The following is a 23,296-nucleotide window of genomic DNA, read 5'->3' on the forward strand; positions in this document are numbered from 1 at the left end:
CCGAAAACACCCTATTGTGCGGCTTTTCTGACAAGTTATGTCAGAATAAGCACCTTTATCGCGCAAAGCTAGACGATATCCTGCTGCAACGAAAGCGGCCGCCAGTTGGCCGAGCACGGCAAAAGGAGGCCGACCCATGACAGACCATTCCCTCAAGGGCAAAACCGTCATCATCGCCGGCGGCGCGAAAAATCTCGGTGGATTGATTGCCCGCGATTTTGCCGGCCAGGGCGCCCGCGCCATCGCCATCCATTATAACAGCCCCGCAACCAGGGCGGATGCTGAGGCAACGGTGGCCGACGTGAAGGCGGCCGGCGCTGAGGCTGTCGCACTTCAGGCCGATCTCACCACGGCAGGTGCGGTCGAAAAGCTGTTTGCCGATACCGTCGCCGCCATCGGCCGCCCGGATATTGCCATCAATACCGTCGGCAAGGTGCTGAAAAAGCCGATCCTCGACACATCGGAAGCCGAATATGACGAAATGACTGCCGTTAACGCCAAATCGGCCTTCTTTTTCCTCCAGCAGGCCGGTCGCCGCGTCAGCGATAACGGCAAGATCTGCACCCTCGTGACATCGCTCCTGGGCGCCTTCACGCCGTTTTACGCCAGCTATGCCGGCACCAAGGCCCCGGTGGAACATTTTACCCGCGCGGCGGCCAAGGAGTTTGGCGAACGCGGCATATCCGTGACGGCAATCGGCCCCGGACCGATGGACACGCCATTCTTCTACGGTCAGGAAACGCCGGAGGCGCAGGCCTATCACAAGAGCGCCGCCGCTCTTTCCGGCTTCTCCAAAACCGGTCTCACCGATATCGAGGACATCGTTCCCTATATCCGCTTCCTCGTCACGGATGGCTGGTGGATGACCGGCCAGACCATTCTGGTCAATGGCGGTTACACCACGAAATAGTCGCTGCCGGATGGCACCCGGCTCAGGCCAGCGGCTCGTTTCGGGTCGCAAAACCGCGATGCAAAAAAGTATCGAACACCATATGGCCTGAATTATATATGCCGGTGTAAAACCCCCTGATCCTGTTGATGGAAACCTTGGGGGTATCAGATGAATTCCGGGCGTCGTGGCGTTCTCGCATTTCTGGGCGGCCTTGTACTGGCAAGGCCGTCTCTCGGCGCAGCATCGGGCAAGCCTGCGGCCTTTGCCGAATCCCGTTCCGAATACAAACCCCGGCATATCCTCTGTTTTCTTGGTGCGGAAAATGGGCTGGCGGCGCTGCAGAAGAGCGCCCGCGCCGCCATCGATGATTTTGCTCCCGATTTCAGCCTGGATGACGATTATTCACAGGATGAGGCGGACGACCGAATGGAACGCTCGTTCAATGTCTGCTGGGATCGCGTCGACCCCGACGCCTACCAGCCGGAGGATGAGGCAGCCGTCGCCGCGCACGGCTCGGTTCTTTATATACTCGGCCCATCCATGGATGCCGAAACAGCCGTGAAGACATCCGCAAAGGCCCTCGGATTCGTACAGCACATGCTCGATCACGGCGCTAGCGCGGTGAAGGGTGAAAGTGCGGGCGTCGCCCATGGCGCAAGGCGCTGGAGGCAGCTTTACGAGCAGTCGCGCGGCGAGGCAGCCGCCGGTGACGGGATGGCGCTTGCCAGAACCTGCCGCCTGGCTTTCGCACGCCGCCCCATAGGAGACGATGCCGAAGGCATGACGAGCGTCGGGTTTCACCTGATCGGCTTGCCCGATGTGCAGGTACGCTTCACCAAAAAAGACCAAGACCAGCCATCGACGAACGCCGAACAGCTGAAGATAGCCGCCTTGATAGACGATATCGCCGAGCAAATGGCGCGTGAAGGCGTTCAAGCCACCCTGAAGGGCCGTCGCGCCTCCCTCACCGACGACACACGGTATGAGGAGGACGAATATAAATTCAATCCTTTCGGCGTCGTGAGCGTTGACGGCCTCAAGCTTTGATACCCCTCTGTTGCTCTATGGGGCGGGGTCGCTCTCGCCGGCAACCAGAAGCATGGGCCATACGCAATGGCGGGCCTGATCGGGGTAAAACGGCGCGTAGGCCGGCATGGTCGATAGCAGCGTCTGGGCCACCGTGACGCCGAGATCATGCAGGGACATGCGGAAACTGGTCAGCCGTGGCTCCAGAAACTGGCCGCGCGGGCCATCGCGGAAGCCGATGACGGCGAGATCGCGCCCCGGTTTCAGGCCCACTTCCGCAAGCCGGCGATAAAGACCGACCGCCATCAGTTCGTAGATCAGCACGATCGCCGTTGGCCGGGGCCGCATCTGCAGCCACTCGCTGGCGGCGTGATAACCGCCCTGCTCGCTCGATTTCGCACGGATGACCAGCGAGGAATCGTAAGCGATGCCATTGTCTTCCAGCGCACGCCTGTATCCTTCCAGAAAAACATAACCGAGATTGATATCGCTGTCGGGCACCGCCACCGCAATCGAACGATGCCCGGCAACGGCAAGGCGGTCGACCGCGTTTTTCGCGACGCCCTCGAAATCGAGGTCGATCCAGGCGTGAGTGTCGCTGGAAGCGGTCCGTCCGAGCGCCACGAAAGGCAGCCGGGTCTGCTTCAGGAAATCCACACGTTTGTCTATCCGTCGCGTCGCGGAAATGATCATCGCGTCCACCATGCGGCGCGCCACCATGCGCTTCAGATATTCATCCGGATCCTCTTCCCCCGGACATGGGAGAACGATGAGATCGAGATTATGCCCGGAAAACACGCTTTGCAGACCGTCCGTCACCCCCAGGAAGAAGTTGTCGGAGTTTTCAACGGTCTGCGCGTCGCTGCCGGTCATCAGGCCGATGACATTGGTGGTTCCCTGCCTGAGGCTGCGGCCGGACTGGTTGGCGACATAACCAAGCTTTTCCGCCGCTTCGAGAACACGCCGCCGCGTTTCTTCATTCACATCCGGCTTGCCGTTCAGGGCACGGGAAACAGTGCCTATCGATATCTCCAGATAATCGGCAAGCTGACGAATTCCTTTCATGCACTCCCCTCCCAGGCCCGGCGCGCAATCGACGCGCCCCTTAACGGTCTTGACATATCTAACATCATCGGCATAGTCTCGTAAACGTTTACGACGCTTTGCGCAAAGAGGAGTTTGCGAAAGAGTCCGGGGAGATGAGATGACATTCAATGCCGTTTTATGCGGGTGCGGAGCCATGGCCAAAGGCTGGCTGCGCGCCATTCATTCCACGCCGGAAATCGCCGGCGCGATCAGGATCGCCGGTCTGGTCGATCTGAACGAGAACACGGCCCGCGCGCTTGCCGAAGAATTCGCCCTCACCGACGCGGTCATCGGCACCGATCTCCGTGAGGTTCTCGCTAAAACGAAAGCCGACATCCTTTTTGATATCGTCATCCCGCAGGCGCGCTTCGCCGTGGTTGAGGCCGGTCTTGAGGCCGGGTGCCATGTGCTCAGTGAAAAGCCGCTTGCCGCCTCGATGGAGGAAGCCGGCACGCTGGTAGAACTGGCGAAAAAAGCGGGCAAAATTCATGCCGTGGTGCAAAATCGGCGGTTTGTGGCGGGTATCCGGCGGCTGCGCCGCGCGCTGGAAGACGGCGTCATCGGCGATTTGACGGCCATCCATTGCGATTTCTTCCTTGGGCCGCATTTCGGCGGCTTCCGCGAGGAGATGAAGAACGTCCTGCTTCTCGACATGGCGATCCACACTTTCGACGCAGCCCGTTTCGTCGCCAATGAAAAACCCCTCTCCGTCTTCTGCGTGGAAAAGAACCCGGCCGGCTCATGGTATGCCCATGGAGCAAGCGCCAACGCCATTTTCGAGTTTTCGAATGATGTCGTCTTCACCTATCGCGGCTCCTGGTGCGCCGAAGGCGAGCGGACCAGCTGGGAAGCACGCTGGCGGCTGATCGGCTCCAAGGGCATGATCCTCTGGGACGGGGAAGACAATTTCTCCGCATCCGTGGCCGGCGACCAACAGGGGCTTCTGCGGGGCTTTAGGACCGTAAACGTTTCCGAAGCCATTTCCGAGAAGGATACGCGCGGCCATGCCAGCGTCATTCTCTCGTTCCTTCAATCCATCCGCACGGGTGAGATGCCGGAAACGGCCTCCTTCGACAACATCAACAGCCTTGCCATGGTGATCGGCGCGATTGAAAGCGCCCGCCTCGGCCAGCGTGTTTCCATTGCAGCATAAGGACTGAAAGACGTGAGCAATCCGGCAACATCCATCCGCATCGGCACCATGGTCAGCGCCACCAAGGGACAGGCGGCTGAGCGCATCGGCCAGATCGCCGACCTCGGCTTTGAAAGCTTCGAGCCGTTCTTCTGGCAGACCACCAACGGTCAGGACCTTGCCGAACTCGGCAAGCGCTGCCGCGAGGCGATAGGCGAGCGCGACATCACCATCAGCACGCTCGGCATGTTCGGCAATCCGCTGGAAGAGACCGACATCGACCTTGAGACATTGCAGGGCTGGAAAGACTGCATCGACAATGCCCACCATTTCGGCGCGACCTGCGTTGCGGGGTTCACCGGCCGGCTGCGCGGCAAACCGCTGCCGGAGAGCCTTCCCCGATACAGGCAAATCTGGAGCGAGCTTGCAAAACGCGCCGCCGACAAGGGCGTGAAGATCGCTTTTGAAAACTGCGCCATGGACGGCAACTGGCAGACCGGCGACTGGAATATCGCGCACAATCCCGACGCATGGGAACTGATCTTCAACGAAACGCCGGACGAGCATATCGGCATCGAATGGGAACCCTGCCATCAGATGGTCTATCTGATCGACCCGCTGCCGCAGATCCGCAAATGGGCGGACAAGATTTTCCACGTGCATGGCAAGGACGCGACCATCCGCTGGGATGTCATTCGCGAGCACGGCATTTTCGGCAAGGAAAAATTCGTCTTCATGCGCACGCCGGGTTTCGGCGACAGCAACTGGACGGACATTATTTCCGAACTGCGCCTCGCCGGCTGGTCCGGCTCCATCGACATAGAAGGCTGGCATGACCCAGTCTATCGCGATGCGCTGGAAATGACCGGACAGGTGCATGGCCTGAATTATCTGAAAAAATGCCGCGGCGGCGATTTCGTCGTCGATCCGACATAACGGAAGCCTTTTGGGAGAAGGTTTTCGAAAATTGCAGAGACGATAACCAAGAGGAGGAGATTATGGGTATCGCGAAATGCATGATGGCCGGCGCGTTTCTGCTGGCGGGCGTATCCGCCGGCGCTATTGCGGCGCAGGCGGAAGATGTGACGTTGACCCTCTGGTCGCTGGATCGCGATATCCAGCCCGCGCCGAACCTCATCAAAGAGTTCAACGCGCTCAATAACGGCATCAAGATCGAATACAGGCAATTGCAGTTCGATGATGTGGTGAGCGAATCCATGCGCGCCTATTCCACTGGCAATGCGCCCGACATCATCGCCATAGACAACCCCAACCACGCCATGTTCGCCGCACGCGGCGCCTTTCTCGATGTGACCGACATGATCGCCAAGTCGGATGTCATCAAGACGGAGAATTATTTTCCGGGACCGCTGAAATCGGTGATGTGGGACGGCAAATATTTCGGCGTGCCGAAGGCGACGAATACGATTGCGCTTTATTACAACAAGGACCTGTTCAAGGCCGCAGGGCTCGACGCAGCAAAACCGCCGCAGACCTGGGACGAGCTGGTGGAAGCAGCCCGCAAGCTGACCGACCCCTCGAAGAACATCTATGGCATCAGCTTCAGCGCCAAGGCGAATGAAGAAGGCACCTTCCAGTTCCTGCCCTGGGCGCAGATGGCGGGCGCGACCTACAAGAACATCAATACCGAGGGCGCCGTCAAAGCGCTCGAAACGTGGAAGCTGATGCTGGATGAAAAGCTGGCATCGCCGGATACGCTGACGCGCAGTCAGTGGGACTCCACCGCCACCTTCAACGCCGGCAACGCCGCCATGGTCATTTCCGGCCCATGGGAAATCGACCGCATGCTGAAGGACGCCAAGTTCGACTGGGGTGTGGCCCTGCTGCCGGTGCCCACGCCGGACGCCCCCAGGTCTTCGGCCATGGGCGATTATAACTGGGCGATCTTCTCCAAGACGAAACATCCGGAAGAGGCCTTCAAGGCAATCGAGTTCTTCGCCTCAAAGGACAAGGACATGTTCAAGAACTTCGGCCAGTTGCCGGCGCGCTCGGATATTCCGGTTCCGCCCACCGGCAATGCGTTGAAGGATGAGGCGCTGAAGACCTTCGTGGAACAGCTGAAATATGCGCAGCCGCGCGGCCCCTCGCCCGAATGGCCGAAGATTTCCAAGGCGATTCAGGACGCCATTCAGGGTGCGCTTTCGGGGCAGATGACACCGAAAGCCGCGCTCGACCAGGCCGCTGAAAAGATAAAGCTGGTCGAAGGCTGATCTATCTGGGCGGGCGGCCGGATTTCTCCGGCCTCCACCCAAGGGGTTCCTCCCGGTGGGGCTGCCTGCCGCGACAAGCGGCGGCGGCCCCGACTGGAGCTTGCGAGGATGTTTCATGAAAAAACTGTTTTCCAGCGTCAGTGACGGTCGCGGTTTCGATATCGTCCTTGTCGCCTTTCCTTTGGGCTTCCTGTTCGTCATGGCGGGGCTGCCGCTCATCTACAACATCGTCATGAGCTTTCAGGAAGTCGACATGTTCAGCCTGGGCACCTTCGTGCGCCCCTTCGTCGGCTTCAAGAATTACATCGACCTGTTCCGGCAGCCGGAAACATTGCCGATCCTTTTCAACACCGTCACCTTTGTCGTGGCCTCGATTGCCGGGCAATTCGCCATCGGCTTCGGCCTGGCGCTGTTCTTCTGGGTCAATTTTCCCGGCGCCACCTGGCTGCGCGGCCTGTTTCTGGTGTCCTGGGTCATGCCCGGCCTCGTCGTCGGCGCGATCTGGAACTGGATCCTCTCGGGCGATTTCGGCGTGTTGAATTTCTTCCTGCGGGAAAGCGGCCTGATATCGGGCAATATCTTCTGGCGGTCGGATGCGAATTTTTCGCTCTGGGCGGTCGTCATCGCCAATATCTGGCTCGGCACCTCCTTCAACATGATCCTGCTTTCCGTGGGCCTCGCCTCCATTCCCGGCGATCTTTACGAGGCGGCGGAACTGGACGGCGCCAATGCCTGGCAGCGCTTCTACACCATCACCCTGCCGATGATGCGCTCCACCATCGGCGCGATCGTTTCGCTCGGCCTGATCTTCACGCTGCAGCAATTCGATCTTTTCGCCGCCATCACCGATGGCGGACCGAATAACAGCTCCAACGTGGCGCAATATTGGGCCTGGGACCTGTCCTTCCGGCAATATGATTTCGGCAAGGGCGCCACGATCTCCGTCATCATGATCGTTTTCGTCATGCTGGCCTCCATCGTTTATGTGCGCTCCACACGGCATGAGGTGCGCGGATGAGCATCACGACCCGCAACCGTCTGATGCTGGCCATCGCCATCGTGCTCGCCATCATCTACCTCTTCCCGCTTTACTGGATGTATCTGACCTCGCTCAAAAGCGGCTCGGAAATGTTCGCCAATCCGCCCGCCTTCTGGCCCACGGATTCGCAATGGCAGACCTATGCCTATGTCTGGAACAGCCGCAACATGGGCCGATACCTGTGGAATTCGGTGCTGATCGCTTCGAGCGCGGTGCTGCTGATTACCATTCTCGGCGTCGGCTGCGCCTATGTGCTGGCGCGCTATCGCAATGTCTGGGTGGATATCGGCCTGTTCCTCATCCTCATGCTGCAGGTTCTGCCGGCATCTCTGATGATCACGCCGATCTTCGTCGGCTTCTCGCAATTCGGGCTTCTGGATTATCCGCGCCTGTCGGTCATCCTCGCCATTGCGGCGAAAAGCATGCCCTTCTTCGTGGTGCTTGTGCGCGCCACCTTCATGGCCGTGCCGCAGGAACTGGAAGAGGCGGCGCTGGTGGATGGCAATTCCCGGGTCGGCGCGTTTTTCAACATCGTGCTGCCGCTTGCCAGAAACGGCATCCTCGTCAGCGCCATCCTCATCTTCATGCAGGCCTTCGGCGAGTTCGTCTATTCGAAATCGATGATCCAGGCGGCCGAATTGCAGCCGGCGAGTGTCGGCCTCAATTCCTTCATGGGCCCCAATACCAGCGAATGGAACAACATCATGGCCTATGCGACCATGTATGTGACGCCCATTCTCGCCCTCTTCATTCTCTTGCAGCGCCGCATCGTATCCGGCCTGACCTCAGGAGCGCTCAAATGACCCTTCAGATCGAACTTTCCGGCGTCAACAAATATTACGGCGCCTTTCATGCGCTGAAGAACATCAACCTTTCCATCGAGAAGGGCACCTTCGTCGCGCTTGTCGGCCCGTCGGGATGCGGCAAATCCACCCTTCTGCGCTCGCTCGCCGGGCTGGAAACCATATCGGCCGGCGACATGCGCATTGCCGGCACGCTCATGAACGGAGTGCCGCCGCGCAAGCGCGATGTGGCCATGGTGTTCCAGTCCTATGCGCTCTACCCGCATATGACCGTGGAGGAAAACCTCACCTATTCGCTGCGTATGCGCGGCGTGGCGAAGGCCGAGGCCCGCAAGGCGGCGGAAGAAGTCGCCGCGACGACCGGACTTTCAAAACTGATGAAGCGTTATCCACGCGAACTCTCCGGCGGCCAGCGCCAGCGTGTGGCCATGAGCCGTGCGATCATCCGCAACCCACAGGCCTTCCTGTTCGATGAGCCGCTTTCCAATCTCGATGCGGCGCTGCGCGTCCACATGCGCAAGGAAATCCGCGCGCTGCACGATCGCCTGCATGCCACTTCGGTCTACGTCACGCATGACCAGATCGAAGCGATGACCATGGCCGATCATGTCGTCGTCATGCGCGATGGGGTCATCGAGCAGCAGGGCACACCGCTGGAACTATACGACCGCCCGGTCAATCGTTTCGTTGCGGGCTTCATCGGCTCGCCGGCCATGAATTTCATTCCGGCGACCGTCAGCCCGGATGGCGCGTCCCTTCAGCTCAGCTTCGGCGAAAGCGAGCCGCAACAATCGATCGGGAATCCGGCCTCCCTGCCGCCCGGCAAAGATGTGATCGTCGGTATCAGGCCGGAACATATCCGGCCGGCCGCAGCAGACAGGGCGGCATTGACGCTGCCGGTTTCCGCCGTGGAAACGACCGGTTCGGCCACCTTTCTCACAACGGGAACCGCCATCGAACTGGTCATCGCGGTGCAGGGACGCAGCGCAGTCAAGGCCGGTGAAACGATCGGCCTCGACATCGACCCGTCCGATATGCATTTGTTCGATGCGGAAACGGGCGTCGGCCTCCTGACCCGTTGAGCGGCGGTTTTGCCGGCTGTTTCCTCCGCCGGCAAACACGAAGCGTGGAGTCGAATGACCATAAACGGGAAAACAGTATTCTTTATCGGCGCGGCCATCCTCGCCGGTCTCGTCGTCATCCAGCTCAAGGATGTCCACATCGCCATCGGGGAACGCGCCATGGGAGGTTACGACGGTTCGAGCAACCCGGAAGCGGCCTCCCGCGCCGAGCGGGAAGCAAAAGAGGCAGCCGCACGTGCCGAGGCTGCGGCAAACGCGCTGGAACCGCAAAACTGACCAGACAGTCTTCCGCCTTTCAATGCGCGGCGTCGATCATGGCAATCCAGCCGGCGGCCCGGCGGGCAGCATCCGCAAGCACGGGTTTCGGCGCCTTGTACCATTCGTTCTCCGGCAATTCGCGTTTCAGGCGAACGAAGCCGATGGCGTCATCCAGCGTCGGAAACTCCGTTGGCAGCGTGCGATGCAGGAAAAGCGCAACGACGGCGACGGAACGCGAACGGCCGCCCCGGCAATTTATGAGCACGTTGCCACGCTCCCGCCGGGGATAGGAGGGCTTGTCGGGCAATATCTGCTCCAGCGCCGCTCGCAGGATATAATGGGCCGCAACCATCTGGGTATCGGGATTTCCGCTCCCGTCGATCAGGCCGATCTTATAATAGCGGATTTCGCCCGGCCCATAGACGCTGCCTTCGTGGTCGGAAACGACCTGTGACTGCTCCACGAAATTGAAATCCAGATTGACGGCGCAATTGACGACGGTGGTAATGCCGTTCTGGCGTAGAAGATTGAGGTCGCTCGCCCCCTCCTTACCGGAAATGAAGAGATCGACGCTGTAAAGCGGATGCTGCTCATAGATGCGGCTGAGCTTCGGCAGCTCGCCTGTTTCTTGCTCACGGAATGGGGTCGGTCGCGATTGCGGCATGTCATGTCTCCATCGGCGTCTATACGGCCGCCGTCATCTATTGCGTCTTCAGGCCTTCGCGGCCGACTGGTTCAGTTGCATCGCTGCATTGGCGATGCGGCTTTCGGATATGGATCGCGCCACCCGCTGCAATGTCGGATAGCTGCCCCCCTCACCCGTGGCGATATAGCCCGGGCAAAGGAAATCGGCGGAACCTTCCGCCACCTTTCCGAGGGTCAGCGGCTCATAGGTTCCGCCGGCGTTTTTGAGAATGAGAATGGCGGCGGCCACATCCCACGCATTGACGCCGAAACCGGCGGCCGCATCCGTCCAGCCGGCCGCGACATGGGCAATGCTGAGCGCAGCGCTGCCGGGTCGGCGCAATGTCGAAAAGGTCTCGGCGAGAGTGCCGAAATTGGCGAGCGCCGCTTCCCGCCCATCCAGCCGGAAATCGCGCGAGACGGGATAGCCTGTGATGAGCGTCGCCCGCGTCTCATCTGCAACGCTGCGGGAATGCAGCCTTTCGCCATCAAGATAGGAGGTTTTGAGATCGGCGGAAAACATCTGGTCCGCCACGGAATCGTAAACCGCCCCGGCGACGGCTTCTCCATCGATGACGGCAGCGATGGACACGCACCAGAAAGCAAGGCCGCGGGCGAAATTTGCCGTGCCGTCTATGGGATCGACATACCATTGCACCTCACCGCTACCGATCTGGCCGCCCTCCTCGCCCATGATCGCCGAATTGGGCTCCCGTTCGAGAATGACGGCGCGGATGGCAGCCTCGGCGCGCTTGTCATGGATGGTCACGATATCGTGGAGATCGACCTTGTAATCCACCGCCATATCCGACCGAAACGCCGCCAGCAGCGGATCGCGCACGGCACGCGCCGCTGTTTCAGCGATCTTCATCAACCGCACAGAGCGGGAAAACGCATCCTCGTCTCCAGGTTTCCGTTCGCTCAATGAGGTCTGCATCGGCATGTCCAGTCCGTTCGTTCGCAAAGAGGAGGAGGCGGCGCGGCACGGGCTGCGCCAGCCGGGGTTATTTCGTATAGTTGACGCGCCAGAAATCCTGCCATTCCTCGCGGCGGTCGAAATCATCGAGACCGGTGGCGGAATCGTAGCCCATCAGCCGGTCAGCGACCTTCATCAGCCCCGAAGGCTCGTCATCCGGCATCTTGATGTCGGTATTGGTCGGCAGCTTGCCGTCCTTCATCTGCGGGGCGATGCCCTCTTCCGTCAGGACGTAATGGATAAAGAGCTTGGCCGTGTTCGGGCTTCTGGTCTTGGAGGCCATCAGGCCGAGCTTGATATAGGTCCAGCCGACCCAGGGATCGAGATCGGTGCAGAGGCCGAGCTTGTAGCCCTTGTCGGCATTGTCGCGAAATTTGGCCGAACTCAGCAGGCCGAAGAAGGGCTGCTTCTGACCCGGCGCGCCCACCGCCTCCGCCACCGGGTCGTCGCCATCCGTGGCGAGCGGACCATTCGCGGCCAGCGCCTTGATCCAGGCGGCTGCCGCACCCTTTTCCTCCATCTCCTTGCCGGAATGGGCCTTGTAGGCTGCCGCCACCTTTTCATTGCCGTGGGCTTCAAGCTGGTTGAACCAGTCCGTATAGGTGCTCTTGCTGAGCGGATCGACCATGGCGACCTTGCCTTTCCATTTCGGCTCGGTCAGTTCCCAGATATTCGTCACCGGGCATTTGCCATAGGCTTCGGTATTATAGGCCCAGACGTTGGCATTGGTGGAAATGGCCAGCGGGTTTTGAAACTGCGCCGGGATTTTAGAGGCCATGTCGCCCGGCAGATAATTCTCGACGAAACCTGCCGGCAGAAGCTGGGCGAGCGCCGAAGGCGCATCGGTGATCAGCACCACATCGCCCTGCACATTGTTCGACTGGCTTTCGCGGATAATCATCTCCAGCTGGCTATTGGCGGAAACCTTCACTCCCGTCGCCTTCAGCCCGTATTTGGCGCTGAATTTATCGGCCATCTCAACGATCTTGCCGGTGCTGTCATAGATGTTGATCGGCTTCTCCTGCTTCGCAGCCGCAAGAACAGCATCGAGATCGAAAGTCTCTTCAGCCGTGGCAGTCAGTGCGGAAACGCCCATAATCGCTGCAGCTGCGGCCATGGCCGAGGCGGTTCTCAAATTGGTTCTTCGCATCGTTTCCCTCCCAAGGAAAAGACAGGCGGGCTCGCACCCGCCTTCCGTTTATTTTTTGTAGTTCACACGCCAGAAATCCTGCCAGCCTTCGCGCTTGTCGAGGTCGTCGGCCGCCGTTGCGGCGTCGAAAGCCATCAGCTCATCGAGATGATTGGCGACCTTCGAGGGCTCATCCGCCGGCAGTGCTATTTTCATATTGCCGGAGAGTTTACCGTCAGCGGTCTGCGGCGCGATGCCTTCTTCCGTCATCAGGTAATGCAGGAAAAGCTTCGCCGCATTCGGGCTTTTCGTTTGCCCGGCAATCAGCCCGAAACCGGGATAAAGAAAGCCGGAAAAGGGCTTTACGCCGCTGCAAAGACCGAGCTTCAACCCCTTGGCCTCGTTGTCACGATACTTCGCCACCGAAGTGATGACGAAGAAAGGATCGGCCTGCCCCGGCGCACCGGCCGCATCCGCCACCGAACTCGAATCCGTCAGCAGCGGTGCATTTTCGGCAAAGGCTTTCACCCAGGCCGCGGTTGCGCTTTTTTCGCCCGTTTCCAGCTTCCTGCCGTAAAGGTCCTCATAGGCCCTGGCGACATCGGCATCGTGATGGGTTTCGATCTGGTTGAACCAGTCGGCATAAAGCGGCTTGTCGAAGAGATCGAGCATGGCGAGCTTGCCCTTCCACTTCGGCTCCGTCAGCTGCCAGATGTTGGTGACCGGGCATGCGTCGTATTTCTCGGTATTGTAGGTCCAGACATGCGGATCCGAGACGACCACGAGCGGATCGCGCAGCTTTTGCGGAATATCGCCTTCGAGATCGGGCGGCGTCCAGCTGGTGGCGATGCCTTCCGGCAAAAGCTCGCCCATGGCGGAGGCGACATCGGTTGCCACGCTGACATCACCGACGACATTGCCCGCCCGATGTTCGCGGATCATCAACTCGACCTGCGTTGCCTCATTCACCTTCTTGCCGCTCGCCTGCACGCCGTATTTGGCGGTGAAGGCCTGTGCCGTATCGACGATCTTGCCGGTCACCGCATAAACCGTGATCGGCTTTTCCTTCTTCGCGGCGTCGATGAGCGCATCGAGATTGAAGGCATCCTGCGCATGGGCGGCCCCGCTGAGCGCCAGCGAAAAGCCGAAGCAAAGTACGGAGGCTGTCCTCCGCCGTCTGCGCTCATTGCCATTCTTGTTCTGAGTAGTGATCGTCACCAGATGGTCCCCCGTTATTTTTTGTAGTTCACACGCCAGAAGTCCTGCCAGGTTTCACGCGCGTCCCAGTCTTCAAGGCTGGTCGCCATGCTGTAGGGCAGAATGTCATCGAGAACGGCGCCGATACCCGACGGCTCATCCGCAGGCAGGCTCACTTCTTTGTTGGTCGACATCTTGCCGTCGATCGCCTGCGGCGCGATGCCTTCGGCGGTCATGATGTAGTGAATGAAGAGCTTCGCCGCGTTCGGGCTGTTCGTGCCCTTGGTGATCAGCCCGACGCCCGGATAGAGCCAGCCGACCCAGGGTTTCAGCTCCTTGCAGAGGCCGAGTTTCATGCCCTTCTCGGCATTGTCGCGGAACTTCGCCGAGCTGATGAGGCCCATGAAGGGCTCCTTCTGGCCGGGAGCGCCTACGGCTTCGGCGGCGGCCGCATCGGCGTCGGTCAGCAGCGGAGCGTTGGCGGCAAGCGCCTTCACCCAGGCCGCAGTCGCGCTCTTTTCCCCGGTTTCGAGGTCCTTGCCGTGAAGCGCCTTATAGGCCGCCTTCACCTCGCCGTCGCCGTGGCTGGCCATCTGGTTGAACCAGTCGACGTAGGAGGCCTTGCCGAGCGGATCCTGCATCGCCACCTTGCCCTTCCACTTCGAGTCGGTCAGTTCCCAGATGTTGGAAACGGGGCATTTGTCGAAAAGCTCGCTGTTATAGGCCCAGACATTGGCGCTGGTGACGACGGTAAGCGGGTCCTGATATTCCGAGGGAATATTGCCGGCCATATCCGGCGGCAGCCAGCTTTCGACGAAACCGAGCGGAATAAGCTGCGCCATCGCCGCAGGCGCATCGCTGATGATCGAGACATCGCCCTGAATATTGTTGGCGCGCGCCTCGCGGATGATCATTTCCAGTTGGGCGGAGGCCTTCACTTTCGCGCCCTCTGCGCCGACACCATATTTTGCCGCGAAGTTCTTCGCCATTTCGACGATCTTGCCTGTGCTGTCATAGACGGTGATCGGCTTTTCCTTTTTCGCCGCCTCGATCAGGGCATTGAGGTCGAAAGGTTCTCCCGCCTTCGCCGCGCCGCCAAGCGTTGCGGCGATCGCCGTTGCGCATAACAGCCGGCTCAGGCACGTCATTGTCCGCTTCATACTGCTTCTCCTTCAGCCGTCTCGGCGGCGTTTTCAGTTGTAGGTGCTGTTGCGCAGAACGGCGTCCGCCTCGGTGATGCGCTGACCCCTCACGTCAAAGGCGTGCAGGGCCTCGGGCGGCACGTGGAAGAACACGCGGTCGCCGCTGTCGATACGCGGCAGAGAATGGGTGGTCAGGAACAGCGTATGGTTCTCGCTTCTGAGTTCGAGAATCCAGCTACCGCCGGTCGGCAGCACGCCGGTCACCGTCATCTCGCCGGAGAAGCTGCCCTGCGGCACATCCTCGGGCTTCATCGCATAACCCATCGCCTCTGGCCTCATGCCGATCGAGGCGATGCCGCGCAGTTGCGGATAACGCGTTGCGAAATAGGCTTCCGCCCTGTCGGCTATATCCGACACGCCGGGCTGGCCGAAGGTCAGGATATTGATCGGCGGGCTTCCTACGAATTCGGCGACGAAACGATTGGCCGGACGGTCATAGATATCGTTCGGCGTGCCCATCTGCTGCAGTGTGCCCTCGTTCATGACGGCGATGGTGGTGGCAAGCGTCATGGCTTCCCACTGGTCATGCGTCACGAAGACGATGGTGGTCTTGAACTCTTTATGCAGCCGCTTCAGCTCGGCGCGCATTTCTAGCCGCAGGCGGGCATCCAGATTGGAGAGCGGCTCATCGAGAAGCAGAACGCCCGGATTGACCGCAAGCATGCGGGCGAGCGCCACGCGCTGCTGCTGTCCGCCGGAAAGCTGCGACGGATAGCGGTCGCGATATTTGGCGATATCGAGCGCCTGCATGACGCGCTCCACCCGTGCTTCGCGCTCCGCTTTCGGCAGCTTGCGCAGGCGCAGACCGAAATCCGTATTGCGCTCGATGGTCAGATGCGGCCACAAAGCGTAGCTCTGGAAGACCAGACCCATTTCACGTTTTTCCGGCGGCACGAAGATGCCTTCGGTAACGGAATCGATCACCCGGTCGCCGACGCGGATTTCCCCGCCGGAGAGGTTTTCAAGGCCGGCGATCATGCGCAGCGTCGTGGTCTTGCCGCAGCCGGAAGGGCCGAGCAGACACATGAACTCGCCGTCGCGAATTTCGAGATCAAGATCGGAAACCGCATTTGCGGAGTTCACGCCATAGTTTTTCTGCGCACCGCGCAGGTTGATGGTAGGCATCAGCTTCCAAGTCCTTCTGCAAGATTTGTGCGGGTCATCTTCTGGGCCAACAGCGTGCCGAAATAGGCGATGGCGGCGATGATCAGCACCACGGCGTTGGCGGCCTGCGTGTAGTGATAGTCGACCAGCCGCAGCGAATAGGTGGTCAGAACATCCGTGCTTGGCACGGCGAGGATCACGAAGAGGCTTAAGCCCTTGATGCCCGAAATGAAGGGCAGGAGAACCCCGGTCACCAGCGATCCCTTCTGGATCGGGATAACGATGGAGATCATGCGGCGGAACCAGCCCGCGCCGGCGATCTGCGCCGCCTCTTCCGGATCCTTTCCAAGCTGCGTCATTGCTGAAATGCCGGCGCGCGAGGCATAGGGCATCTGGTCGGCAATCAGCGCCAGGATGAGGATCGTCACCGTGCCATAAAGCGCCGGCATCGGCCCGCGCGGAACGGCAAAGAGCGACAGATAGGCGGCGGCAAAAGCGATGCCGGGCACGAGATAAGGCAGGAACGTCACCTGTCGCAGATAGACCGACAGGGCCCGCACCGGTGTGCGGATGACGACATAACCGACAAGCAGGCCGAGAATACCGGATGTGAGCGAGGCAAGACCGACGATCATCATCGTGTTTTTCGCGGCTGCCCACAGATCGGGGCTCAGGAGCACGCCGGTCTGCAAAGCCACCGTGTTGAGATTGCTGCCGATCCAGTAATCGAGCGTGAAGTTGTCGAACGTGAAGCGGGCCGGCATTTTCATGACGGTCGAAAGCGCCAGGGTCAGAAGCGGCAGACCGACGCTGAGGATGAAGATGGCAGCCGCAAAGCCGGTTGCCGGAAGCCGCATCTTGCCGAGACGGCTCTGCCGGTTCATCGAACCCTTCGAACCGATGGTCACGAAACGGCGGGCTTCGCGAACGAGGCGGGCGTCGATCATGAGCGTAATGATGCCGATGAGCATGATCGAGGCCGCAACGACGCCGGCAACGCCGGTCTGGCGCGAAGCAATGCTGCGGAACAGCGAGGTGGACAGGACCTCGAACTTCACGGGCAGCCCGAGAACATAGGGCACGCCGAACTCGCCGAGGCACTTCGCGAAGATCAGCACCATGGAAGAAAGCAGCGCCGGGCGCATCAGCGGCAGGATGACCTGCAACGCCACCTGATAACGATGGGCGCCGAGAATGCGGGCGGAATCTTCAAGCTGCGAGTCGAAGCGGCGAAGCGCCGAGCCGAACAGCAGGATGACGAAAGGCGTGTAGTGCAGGGCAAGGATAATGGTGATCGGGAAACGCCCATAAGCCACCCAATCCGGCGGAGTGAGGCCTATCGCCTCGAACCAGCCGGGCTGACCGCCAACGGTGCGATTTTTAAACAGCGTCGTCCAGGCAAGCGCAAAGGTCCAGGCCGGCAGCATATAGGGCACGATCAAGGCGGTGGCGAACCAGCGACGGCCGAACATATCCGTCCGGCTGATAAGCCAGGCGAGCACGGTGCCGATGACGAGCGAAAGCGCAATCGCCCCGAATGCCACGGTCAGCGTATTGAAGAGCGGACGCCAGAAAAGATCCGATGCGACGGGCGAAAAAAACGCCCTGTCGAGATAATAAAGCGTGAGATCGCCGACATCCTTGCCGAGACGCCGTTCGTGGCCGAACTGGACGCGGACGGCGTCGAGAATGATCGAAATGATCGGAACGACGATCAGATAGGTGAAAAGCAGCGCCGTCAGGACGCCGATCAGCGTCGTCGGTTCCCTGAGCGCGACCTTGAGACGATACCGCCAGGCCTGCCATGCCGAAGGCGCGGTCGCCGGGGGACTTCCCAGCGCCTCCGCCTTCGTCGATTCGCTTAAAAGAGCCATTATCTCTCCCCATATGGCCACGCAATTGCCGCCACACGCCGGCAAGCACCCGCCTTCGCGCGACCCTCAGAACAGGCGGCGCGTGCGTTGACCTTCAGCAATGCGTCAATGCTTCACAAGCGGGCGTCCAGCCCACAAATAACGATGATCCAGCTCCTCCCGAAAACATCGCCGGCAAGGCCGATGTAGAATAAAAATTCCATATCTTCCTTGACCTTGGAATGCATGATCCGTCTTAAAAGAAATTTTGTCAATGAAAAAATGCACACGTGATCACTAACTTATTTATTTGTTTTAAAATGGTTTTTTGTCAAAAAACTGTAATTTTTGAACGAGCTTGCGTGGGAAACGTTTTTCCCCTGCATGGCGACAATGGAACGGATGAGGCATTTTCCTGGAATGCAGGCGGCCTTTTCTCAGCCTTGCCGAGCGCGGGTGAAAAATTTCAATTGGAATAGCCGACATCATATGGCCTGTGATATCAGGCATAGGATTTCGCAACGGGGGAGTTGAATGGCGAGAGGGTTCGTGACGGCCGAAGAAGTGGCGAAAAAGGCCGGGGTTTCGCGCTCCGCCGTCTCGCGCACCTTCACACCCGGCGGCAGCGTATCGAAGGCCGTCCGGCGCAAGGTACTGAAAGCCGCGCAGGAACTCGGCTACCGTGTCAACCGGCTGGCGCAGGGCCTCAACAATGACCGCTCCAATCTCATCGGGGTCGTCGGCGCCAACCTCAGCTCTCCCTTCATTTCAAAGCAGCTCGATCTCCTCAGTATCGGCCTTCTGCGTCGTGGCCTGCAATGCCTGCTGCTGAATGCGGCGGATGCCCGCAAAGACATTGCGCCGCTGATCGAGCTTCTCTTCGAATTCCGTGCGCAGGCCATCGTCGTTCTCTCCGGCGAACCGCCGGCCTCGATCGTCGATGAATGCATCGCCAATGGCGTACGCCTCATTCTCATCAATCAGCGTCTTGATCGCACCGATACAAATATGGTGCTGAGCGACGATTCCCGCGGCGCCGATCTTGCCGCCATGCGGCTTGTGGAAGCGAAATGCAAAAAGGTCGCGGTCATTTCCAGCGGCAGCCAGACGCCGGCACAGTTGCGCCGCGCCGCCGCCTTTACCCAACGCATGACCATCGAAGGCATCGAGGTCGTTCCATGGTCCGGCGGGCCGACGAGCTATGACAGCGGTTATCAGGCCGGCTGCGAGTTGCTATCCGACAAGACGATAGACGGCGCTTTCTGCGTGACCGATCTGCTGGCGCTCGGTTTCATGGACGCCGCGCGGCTGGAAATGGGCCGCCGGGTGCCGGAAGATCTCTCGATTGTCGGCTTCGACGATATTCCGCAGGCGGGCTGGAAAAGCTACCAGCTGACCACCGTTGCCCAATCCTTCGACGCATTGACCGAGAAGGTTTTAACCGCGCTCGATAGCGATGAGCCGGAAACCCGGCTTCAGGTCGTACCCGTTTCCATGGTCGAGCGTATCACCGCGCGCTAGAGCAAATGCGTTCCGGGCATAAGCCGTCATGCGGCTTTACCATATCCCCTAACCGACCTGCTTGATGCGGCTTTCGATAAGAAGGCCGCTTTCATCGAGGATCGGATGGGCGACGGCGGCAATATGGGCGTTGATGCGTTTCAGATCGCGCAACATGTCGAGATGCACCGAGCTGGTCTGAATGCTGTCAGCCCGCCCGTCGCGCAGGCGCTGGAGATGGCGCTCCGACGACTGCTTTTCGAGGCGCCGCACATCTTCCTTCACCTCCACCAGCCGGCGTGCAAGCGCGGCATTGCGGGTTGCGAAGACGGATTGCGCCATGCGGATATTGTCGAGAGTGACGGTAAAAAGACGCTCAAGCTCGCTCTTGCCATCATCGGAAAACCGCAGTCCGAGATCGATCTTCTTGGCGATTTCCGGGCGGATGCCTTTCTCGATGATATCGCCGATATGTTCGAGATTGATGGCATATTCGACGATATCCATCGCACGCCTTTGGTCTTTCCCGCTCAAGCCGTCCTGCCCCACCTTCGAGACATAGACCTTAATGTCGTGCTGTATCCGGTCGACCCGGCCTTCCAGCGCGCTGATATCATTGAGTTTCGCAACGTCGCTGTCACGCATGGCTTCGCCCGCCTGCCGCAGCATGCGCTCGATCAGATCGCCGACCAGAAGAACCTCGCGGCTCGCGCCGGCAAGTGCGGCAACCGGCTGATCGAGATCGTGGCTGTCGAGATAGCTGCGATGGCTTTCGCTTTTCTCTTTTTCCGGAAGCAGCGCCGTCGTTACCCGCAGCAACAGCGGTGAGAGCGGCCAGGCGATGGCGGCGACGGCCAGGTTGAAGAAAAGATGCGCATCGACCGCGAGATTGGCGTGAGAAAAAGGCGACATCTCCAGCAGCGCAGCGCCATATCCGGCAAGAGGCAGCGCCGCGAGACAGCCGATTGCCCTGACGATGAGGTTGCCGACGGCCACCCGGCGCGCTGCAACCGGTGCTCTCAGCGTCGCCAGCACCGGCGGCACCGCGCCGCCGAGATTGGCGCCGAGCACCAGAACGATCACGAGGCTCGTTTCAACCCCGCCGCTTGCGGCAAGCGACAGGATAAGAACGACAATCGCCAGACTGGAGGAGGCGAGCGCGGCCAATACGGCGGAGAAGATCAGAGCCACCGGCCAGGCATTGCCGAGCATGCCGATGAAGAGACCGAGCGCCGGCGATTGCCTTATGGGATATGTCGCAGCCGAAAGAAGATGCAGCGAAAGCAGCATCAAGCCGACACCGGCGAGCGCCGCACCGGCCCCCTGCCGTTGCACCGATTTTCCGCGTGACAGGACAACACCGGCAAGGATGAGCATCGGCGACAGCCAGCCAAGCCCAAGCGCCACAATCCAGGCGGTCATCGCCGTGCCGACATTGGCCCCGAGCAACACGATCTGCGCCATGGCCGGCGCGATGAGGTCCTTTTCGACGAAGGAGGCGACCATCAACGCCGTGGCGGTCGAACTCTGCAAGGCGATTGTCGCCACGAGACCGGCGATGAAAGAACGAAACCCGCCCCGCGTGCCGGCCGCAAGGCCGATGCGGAGCCGGGCGCCGAAGGCGCGCGACATTCCGTCCTTGATTTGCCCAAGGCCGAAAAGCAGCAGCGCCACTGCGCCGAACAGATTGATGCTGACCACGACAGATTCCATCGGATCACCCCGCTTGTCATTCTCGCCGCCGGTCTGGGCTCAGACCCACCATGGCGGCCGCACTTGTTGCAAACACCTCAGTTCCAACCGCAATCCGTTCATGCTGCGGTGAGAGCCCAAGCTCCAGATCGCGCGGACTGCCTTCGGCACGCTCGAGAAACAGGCCGAGGGCTCCGAAGAAGATTTCAAGAAAGCTTTCGACCGAACCATCGTGGCGATCCGGCTCGCGGCCGAAGCGCTCCGCCAGCGTTCGATAAAGGGAAAGCCGTTGCGGCGCGATATGCGGCAGCGCCAGACCGGCACCCTGGCGCAGGCAATACCAGTCGGCAATCAGCTCGAACATCGGCAGGTCCAGAGACAGGACAGCAACATCAGAGGAGGATCGGCCTTCTTCTCCAAGCAGGTCGAGAACCTCCCGAACGCTTTTATCGGCAATTGCCGTAACAACCTCGACCGGCCATTCCCTGGGGAAATAACGGTGCCTGATCAGCGCCTGCTTGTGGCCCAGCAGAAATTCACCGTAATTGCCGGCGGCAAAAGCCCGGTCGCTCGCCTCGCCCGCCAGTGCTGTCTCCTGCGCGTAACCGGCGCAAATGCGGCCATTGACCGGCAGAGCGGCCATCTCCACCGTCTCGACAAGGATTTCTTGCCGCGACGGGTGGATGACCTTGAAGGCGGGCGGAAAGGCAACGAGCGACGGCACGGCGATATTGGTGAGCGAATTTTCGCCCTCCCCGCGCCGGGTCACGCCTTCCACGTGCAGGTGCCCGCTGAAATGGACGGAAAGCCCGGCCTGTAACAGCGCATCCTCCACCGCCTTGCGCGGCGTGCGGCGCACGACATTGGTTTCACCGAACAGAGCGCCTTCCGCACCGCTTGCGCCATCGAAAGGATCGAGCGCCGGATAGTGGGAAAAGCCGAGCAATGTCTTGCCGTGCAGCTCCGCCCTGCGGCGCACATCAGCGATCCAGTCGATGAGGAAGGGCTTGCAGCGCAAAAGCGCATTCCAGCCACCGGAGGTGCTGTCGATGAAAGCCGCCTCCTCGCCGGCTTCGAACTCACCATCGAGCGGCTCGAAAATATTGGCGTCGATCATCAGCAGCCACAGGCCCGGCTCCGGCTCGACCAGATAGGAGGCATCCATCAGGCGGTAAACATTGCGCCCATCGGGTGAGCGCACCGCGTACAGCCGGTCCTCCGGCGCATCGGAAACACCGAAAGGGGTTTCCCAATGCAGATAATCCGGCTGGCGGAAATAACCGAAAGCCGCCATCGGGCCAAGGCCCGCAGGATAGCCTTGGCAATACATCCCGTCGCTCACGACGACGCGCTCATCGGCCCGCCGGGCATCGCTTGAAACGGAAAGGCATTTGCCGTTCTCCGTCAGGAACTCCTTGGTATGGTGCCGGCCGCGCGGGCCGAAAATATCGTGGTTTCCGGGCAATGCGTAGAAGGCCGTGCCGTGGGCGTCGCTGTGGCGTTGCAGGATGTTCTTCAGCGTTTCGGTCGTCACGCGCTGGCCATCATCGGTATAGTCGCCAAGCAGCACCACATGGCGAATGCCGCGCTGCCGCACTTCTTCCAGCGCCGCATGCAATGCATCGGCGCTCTCGTTGAAAACCCGGGTGGATTCACGCGTATCCGACCAGCTGCGCATGGTGATGCGCTGGCCATCGATTTCGATGCCGGGAAATCCGAAATCGGCTGCCGTGTCATGGAAATGCGCGTCTGCGATGACGGCAACGGAGGGAAGCGTGCGTGTCAGCATGGTTGAGCGGTCTTTCTGCCCTCGACCATGTCGATCCAGTCGGAAGCACGGCGGGCGGCGGCGTAAAGCATCGGTTTCGGCGTTTCGAACCATTCGTCAGGCCGCAATTCCCGTTTCGTGCGGATCACGGCCAGCGCATCGTCGAGGGTCGGATAGAGATCCGGCTGCTGCTTGTGCAGGAAAAGCGCCACCAGTGAGACGGAACGGCTGCGGCCGCTGCGGCAATTGACGAGCACATTGCCGCCATCTGCAAAGGGATAGGTTTCCCGCTTCGGCATGGTCTGGCGAAGCGCGCCGTCGAGAATGTAATAGGCGCCCAGCATCATGGTGTCGGGGCTGCCCTCGCCATCGATAAGGCCGAGCTTGTAATAACGGATATCGCCATAACCCACGGCGCGCCTGTCGCCCTCTTCCGCCACCGCCGGCACGAGATTGATATCCAGATTGACGGCGCAATTGACGACGGTGGTGATGCCATGCCGGCGAAGGAGCCCGAGATCGCTCGCACCATCGCTGCCGCCAATGTAAAGCGCGGCATTGTGCAGACCGAGCCCTTCCGCAATCAGGCTGATTGCGGGCCGGGCATAAACGGGTCCATCCATTTCATTCCTCCACATGCAC

The 23,296-nt window shown here is 60.3% G+C and carries 21 protein-coding genes and 1 pseudogene; 10 read left to right on the top strand and 12 right to left on the bottom strand.

Features of this window, described 5'->3' with window-relative positions:
• The first annotated feature begins 136 nt into the window (after positions 1-136).
• Complete coding sequence (locus tag ACIK7D_RS19295; RefSeq protein WP_400157109.1) at positions 137-910, top strand: SDR family oxidoreductase; 774 nt, start codon at positions 137-139, stop codon at positions 908-910.
• Positions 911-1,060: 150 nt separating this feature from the next.
• Positions 1,061-1,939 (top strand): hypothetical protein, encoded by an 879-nt coding sequence (locus ACIK7D_RS19300; protein WP_400157110.1) that lies wholly within the window; start codon positions 1,061-1,063, stop codon positions 1,937-1,939.
• Between the two features lie 15 nt (positions 1,940-1,954).
• Here ACIK7D_RS19300 and ACIK7D_RS19305 read toward each other — a convergent pair whose 3' ends face one another.
• Complete coding sequence (locus tag ACIK7D_RS19305; RefSeq protein WP_400157111.1) at positions 1,955-2,983, bottom strand: LacI family DNA-binding transcriptional regulator; 1,029 nt, start codon at positions 2,981-2,983, stop codon at positions 1,955-1,957.
• Between the two features lie 139 nt (positions 2,984-3,122).
• Between ACIK7D_RS19305 and ACIK7D_RS19310 the strand changes: the two genes are divergently transcribed.
• The 7 genes from ACIK7D_RS19310 to ACIK7D_RS19340 all read left to right on the top strand — a co-directional run bounded on the left by ACIK7D_RS19310 (position 3,123) and on the right by ACIK7D_RS19340 (position 9,567).
• Positions 3,123-4,157 (top strand): Gfo/Idh/MocA family protein, encoded by a 1,035-nt coding sequence (locus tag ACIK7D_RS19310; RefSeq protein ID WP_400157112.1) that lies wholly within the window; start codon positions 3,123-3,125, stop codon positions 4,155-4,157.
• A gap of 12 nt (positions 4,158-4,169) precedes the next feature.
• Positions 4,170-5,072 (top strand): sugar phosphate isomerase/epimerase, encoded by a 903-nt coding sequence (locus ACIK7D_RS19315; RefSeq protein WP_080820441.1) that lies wholly within the window; start codon positions 4,170-4,172, stop codon positions 5,070-5,072.
• A gap of 62 nt (positions 5,073-5,134) precedes the next feature.
• Positions 5,135-6,367: a sugar ABC transporter substrate-binding protein gene (locus tag ACIK7D_RS19320; protein WP_078053305.1), complete on the top strand. Its 1,233-nt coding sequence runs from the start codon at positions 5,135-5,137 to the stop codon at positions 6,365-6,367.
• Between the two features lie 115 nt (positions 6,368-6,482).
• Positions 6,483-7,385 (top strand): carbohydrate ABC transporter permease, encoded by a 903-nt coding sequence (locus ACIK7D_RS19325; RefSeq protein ID WP_003504594.1) that lies wholly within the window; start codon positions 6,483-6,485, stop codon positions 7,383-7,385.
• Entirely contained in the window at positions 7,382-8,209 is an 828-nt protein-coding gene (locus ACIK7D_RS19330; RefSeq protein ID WP_400157113.1) for a carbohydrate ABC transporter permease, read from the top strand. The genes ACIK7D_RS19325 and ACIK7D_RS19330 overlap by 4 nt, the downstream gene beginning before the upstream one ends.
• The gene (locus tag ACIK7D_RS19335; protein ID WP_400157114.1) at positions 8,206-9,291 is read left to right on the top strand and encodes an ABC transporter ATP-binding protein; all 1,086 of its coding nucleotides are present in this window, start codon (positions 8,206-8,208) and stop codon (positions 9,289-9,291) included. The genes ACIK7D_RS19330 and ACIK7D_RS19335 overlap by 4 nt, the downstream gene beginning before the upstream one ends.
• 54 nt (positions 9,292-9,345) lie before the next feature.
• Positions 9,346-9,567: a hypothetical protein gene (locus ACIK7D_RS19340; protein WP_127756858.1), complete on the top strand. Its 222-nt coding sequence runs from the start codon at positions 9,346-9,348 to the stop codon at positions 9,565-9,567.
• A gap of 19 nt (positions 9,568-9,586) precedes the next feature.
• Here ACIK7D_RS19340 and ACIK7D_RS19345 read toward each other — a convergent pair whose 3' ends face one another.
• The 8 genes from ACIK7D_RS19345 to ACIK7D_RS19380 all read right to left on the bottom strand — a co-directional run bounded on the left by ACIK7D_RS19345 (position 9,587) and on the right by ACIK7D_RS19380 (position 18,204).
• The gene (locus ACIK7D_RS19345; protein ID WP_400157115.1) at positions 9,587-10,213 is read right to left on the bottom strand and encodes a dual specificity protein phosphatase family protein; all 627 of its coding nucleotides are present in this window, start codon (positions 10,211-10,213) and stop codon (positions 9,587-9,589) included.
• Between the two features lie 48 nt (positions 10,214-10,261).
• A complete protein-coding gene (locus tag ACIK7D_RS19350) occupies positions 10,262-11,176 on the bottom strand; it encodes an inositol monophosphatase family protein (protein WP_164865415.1) in 915 nt (304 codons plus the stop codon).
• Between the two features lie 61 nt (positions 11,177-11,237).
• Entirely contained in the window at positions 11,238-12,359 is a 1,122-nt protein-coding gene (locus tag ACIK7D_RS19355) for an ABC transporter substrate-binding protein (protein WP_137005474.1), read from the bottom strand.
• Positions 12,360-12,407: 48 nt separating this feature from the next.
• Complete coding sequence (locus ACIK7D_RS19360; RefSeq protein ID WP_127756862.1) at positions 12,408-13,556, bottom strand: ABC transporter substrate-binding protein; 1,149 nt, start codon at positions 13,554-13,556, stop codon at positions 12,408-12,410.
• A 14-nt stretch (positions 13,557-13,570) separates the two neighbouring features.
• Positions 13,571-14,695 (bottom strand): ABC transporter substrate-binding protein, encoded by a 1,125-nt coding sequence (locus tag ACIK7D_RS19365; RefSeq protein WP_400157116.1) that lies wholly within the window; start codon positions 14,693-14,695, stop codon positions 13,571-13,573.
• Positions 14,696-14,728: 33 nt separating this feature from the next.
• Positions 14,729-15,862, bottom strand: coding sequence for an ABC transporter ATP-binding protein (locus tag ACIK7D_RS19370; RefSeq protein WP_003522023.1), 1,134 nt, complete (start codon positions 15,860-15,862; stop codon positions 14,729-14,731).
• Positions 15,862-17,715 (bottom strand): ABC transporter permease, encoded by a 1,854-nt coding sequence (locus tag ACIK7D_RS19375; RefSeq protein ID WP_400157117.1) that lies wholly within the window; start codon positions 17,713-17,715, stop codon positions 15,862-15,864. Before ACIK7D_RS19375 ends, ACIK7D_RS19370 begins: the two co-directional genes overlap by 1 nt.
• A 294-nt stretch (positions 17,716-18,009) precedes the next feature.
• The gene (locus tag ACIK7D_RS19380) at positions 18,010-18,204 is read right to left on the bottom strand and encodes a hypothetical protein (protein ID WP_400157118.1); all 195 of its coding nucleotides are present in this window, start codon (positions 18,202-18,204) and stop codon (positions 18,010-18,012) included.
• A gap of 24 nt (positions 18,205-18,228) precedes the next feature.
• On the opposite strand from ACIK7D_RS19380, the gene ACIK7D_RS19385 reads away from it, so the two are divergent.
• Positions 18,229-19,215, top strand: coding sequence for a LacI family DNA-binding transcriptional regulator (locus ACIK7D_RS19385; RefSeq protein WP_020811113.1), 987 nt, complete (start codon positions 18,229-18,231; stop codon positions 19,213-19,215).
• Positions 19,216-19,263: 48 nt separating this feature from the next.
• Here ACIK7D_RS19385 and ACIK7D_RS19390 read toward each other — a convergent pair whose 3' ends face one another.
• From ACIK7D_RS19390 to ACIK7D_RS19400, 3 genes and pseudogenes are all read right to left on the bottom strand, one after another.
• Positions 19,264-20,907 carry a Na/Pi cotransporter family protein gene (locus tag ACIK7D_RS19390; protein ID WP_080820422.1) on the bottom strand — a complete coding sequence of 548 codons (1,644 nt, stop codon included), beginning with the start codon at positions 20,905-20,907 and terminating at the stop codon, positions 19,264-19,266.
• A gap of 85 nt (positions 20,908-20,992) precedes the next feature.
• Positions 20,993-22,675: pseudogene (locus ACIK7D_RS19395) on the bottom strand (metallophosphoesterase family protein); the annotation flags it as partial.
• The gene (locus ACIK7D_RS19400) at positions 22,669-23,277 is read right to left on the bottom strand and encodes a dual specificity protein phosphatase (RefSeq protein ID WP_080820420.1); all 609 of its coding nucleotides are present in this window, start codon (positions 23,275-23,277) and stop codon (positions 22,669-22,671) included. The gene ACIK7D_RS19400 and the pseudogene ACIK7D_RS19395, both read right to left, overlap by 7 nt.
• Positions 23,278-23,296: the final 19 nt, after the last annotated feature.

It is taken from the genome of Agrobacterium sp. P15N1-A (genome assembly GCF_044626815.1).
Taxonomy (GTDB): domain Bacteria; phylum Pseudomonadota; class Alphaproteobacteria; order Rhizobiales; family Rhizobiaceae; genus Agrobacterium; species Agrobacterium leguminum.